The sequence below is a fragment of the Pedobacter sp. 01T416_2 genome (assembly GCF_056398925.1).
In genome coordinates this window covers 1-2,800 of sequence record NZ_JBFTQI010000757.1, presented here as the reverse complement: position 1 = coordinate 2,800, position 2,800 = coordinate 1, and the positions used below count along the sequence as shown (strand labels likewise).

Sequence of the window (2,800 nt, the reverse complement as noted above, 5' to 3'; positions counted from 1 at the left end):
GGTCGTATGAGATCTAAAATATTATTAAACGTTTGAGTCAGGATTTAGCTTTAAATCATTAAGGAATTCTTTACCTACAACGTTCTTATAATTGAAATAAGCAAAGCCAAATACGATAATTGATAAAATCAAACTTCCTATTAAACCCATCCAACCCGCTATACAGGTAAACAATATTACAGTAATACCTAAAATCAATAAATCATAAAAGTGTTTATCAATATAGATAAAGCAATATCCATCGAGTTTTTGATCGAAAATAATCCTTCCCTCAGAAATTCTCGTCCTACTGGTATTTAACTGTATCAATCTATTGTTTTCAAAAGCGATTAATGAAGGGGTATTGCTTGTTATCGTATACCCCTTTTTCTGCAAAATTGAAATTATTTCGCTGACAGCTTTTAACTCTGTCAGCGTTCCTTTTATTTGATACTCTCTAACCAACCATCTAGTGTTGTCCATTTGTTTTGATATAATTACCTGAAAAGCCACTATAATCTCGCAACTTGTACGGCTTACCAACTAATGTAGTAATGTTGATATTTGCACTCGGGCTACTTTTAATTTTAACGCCTAAATTACTCGAAAACCCAACAGCAAAGCCAATTGTATAATAGGCACTGGCAGAGGCTAAAGATACGGTAGCTACAGAGTAACTCGCAGATCCTCCGAAACTGTCTCCGGACCAATCACTGAATGTTGCTTCGTAGTCACCTTTCGATATTATCGCACCTCCGCCGCTAGTTATTCCTCCTCCAACTCCCCATCCAACAGATATAGTACGATAACGTTGTCCATAGCCACTATCCGTTATTATTTCTCCATACTCCACTGAAATTCCCTCACCTGTCTGGAAATAAGCGCCCAAGACTGAGTAAGCAACAATCTTTCCATATTTTTTAAGCTCTGTCTTATGCTCCTTTTCTATCTGCTCCGAAGTTTTTTTCTTTGGCTTAGGTCCTCTATCAGTAACCTGAGCTTGATAACTAGCCTCAAGTTGATCTAAACCAGCAGATTGGGCATCGTTCGAGCCATCATTTCGTCCAATCACACTACTTGCATGAATTCTAAAATTTAGGCCTTTCCATAATTCTGCGTCCTCATCCTTACCCTCTGAAGCCTGCCAAATCCCATCCCAGGTCCTATGTTCCCCAAACATTCCATCAGGGTCTGTTACATTTATGGGATTATTAAAAACATAAGCGTAAGGATTCGTTTTCCGATCATTTTCAGCCATTGGATCTATTACATTCCATCTTCCAAGTGCCGGATCATAGAATCGGGCGCCATAATCGTATTCCTTTAAATCATCCTGAAACTCTTTACCGTTATAAAGATACTTGTTATCGTTAGAAGATACAAGTGTTTTGGGGTCTTTACGTAAACCAAATGCATAATAATCATCCCTTTGTAACAACTCCAAAGATTGGTTATTAGGGTTCTTATAAAATGTTGCTCTAACATTACCTAGATGATCAGGCAGATTAAATTCATAGCTATAATTGCCATTCTGATTTCTTGCCACCCCCTCTTCAGTATGAATAAGTTCTATTGCTCCACCAACGTATTCAATTCCATTTATATAATAACGATCGCCAGTTAAACTACTTTGTTTTCTCAATTTATTGCCATTAGCGTCATAAGTAAAAGTAATACTCTGTGATCCGGAAATAACTCTTGGGAGATTGAGGAAATTATATTCTATATCAGTAATGCCTTTTTGGGTATCTACTTTAAGATTACCATTATTATCATATCCATAGTTACTATTAATGAAGCCCGATATACTAGTTAATCGATTTCCATTGTAACCGCTGTAATTGTTCAATCCAAAATTATCCCTTCTCAGACTTACGATATTGCCCATCACATCGTAACTTATCTCTTCACCTAAATTATTACCTGCTGTTGATTTTTCCAATCGATTTAGTTTGTCGTATTTATACTCAAAGGAATTACTTTGTCCATTTGTATACGTCTGCCCGGAAATATTGCCATTAAATTGTGGAATCACACCATCATTATAGGTTAATTGAAGTGAAAATTCATTGCTTGTACTGGTCTTCAACCATCCACGTTGATTGTAAGAATAATCTGTATGCTGCAAATTATCATTCAATTGCTTTTGTGTTAGTTGCCCAAGTTCGTTGTAAATATTTTTGCTTAAAGTAATATTTTGTCCCGCCAGGCCATTTGTGCTGATCTGCTGTRGGGTTTCTGTTTTTCTTCCCAGATGATCATATCTGTATTCATTATTTATATCAGTTTGCACACCTAAAAGTAAATGAGTTCTTGCCTGATATCTTAACTCATTTTGAAAATTATAAGTTTTACTAACTCCATCACTTCCCCCCATCAAGTCTTCACTCTTCTGTTGAACGATTCTTCCCTCCAAATCATAATAATTAACAGTTAATAGCATAGTTCCAGTACCAAGTACAGTCGTTTTTKTGGCAGTTAATAGTGTATTTAMACGATCGCCACTAGCCTGACTGGCTGAGGGTGCACCAAATCCATTGCTTGGAAAATTATAGTTATCGTAGTAATTTATGCTATGGTAATATGAAATAGATTGCGGAAGCGCATTGTTTGTATAGCCAATGCCCGTTGCAGCTACTTCCTCAAAGTTTGTGGCATGAGAATTTACAGCATCTTGAAGAGTTGCACGATCAGAGCCACTATCATAAGTGCCTGTAATAATTATCCTACCAAAGGCATCATATTTAGTAAATAACCATTTGCCCGTATCTCTTAAATTTGGGTCCTGACTAAACACAAGCTGATCAAGGGGATTGTAGAC

General features: G+C 36.5%; 2 protein-coding genes. Both read right to left on the bottom strand.

Going from position 1 to position 2,800, the window contains the following annotated elements; all coding sequences use genetic code 11:
* Positions 1 to 24 precede the first annotated feature (24 nt).
* Positions 25 to 444, bottom strand: coding sequence for a hypothetical protein (locus AC1DPQ_RS23630; RefSeq protein ID WP_477611060.1), 420 nt, complete (start codon positions 442 to 444; stop codon positions 25 to 27).
* A gap of 4 nt (positions 445 to 448) precedes the next feature.
* Positions 449 to 2,800: RHS repeat domain-containing protein (locus tag AC1DPQ_RS23625; RefSeq protein WP_477611059.1), on the bottom strand; the 2,352-nt coding region annotated here is incomplete at its 5' end.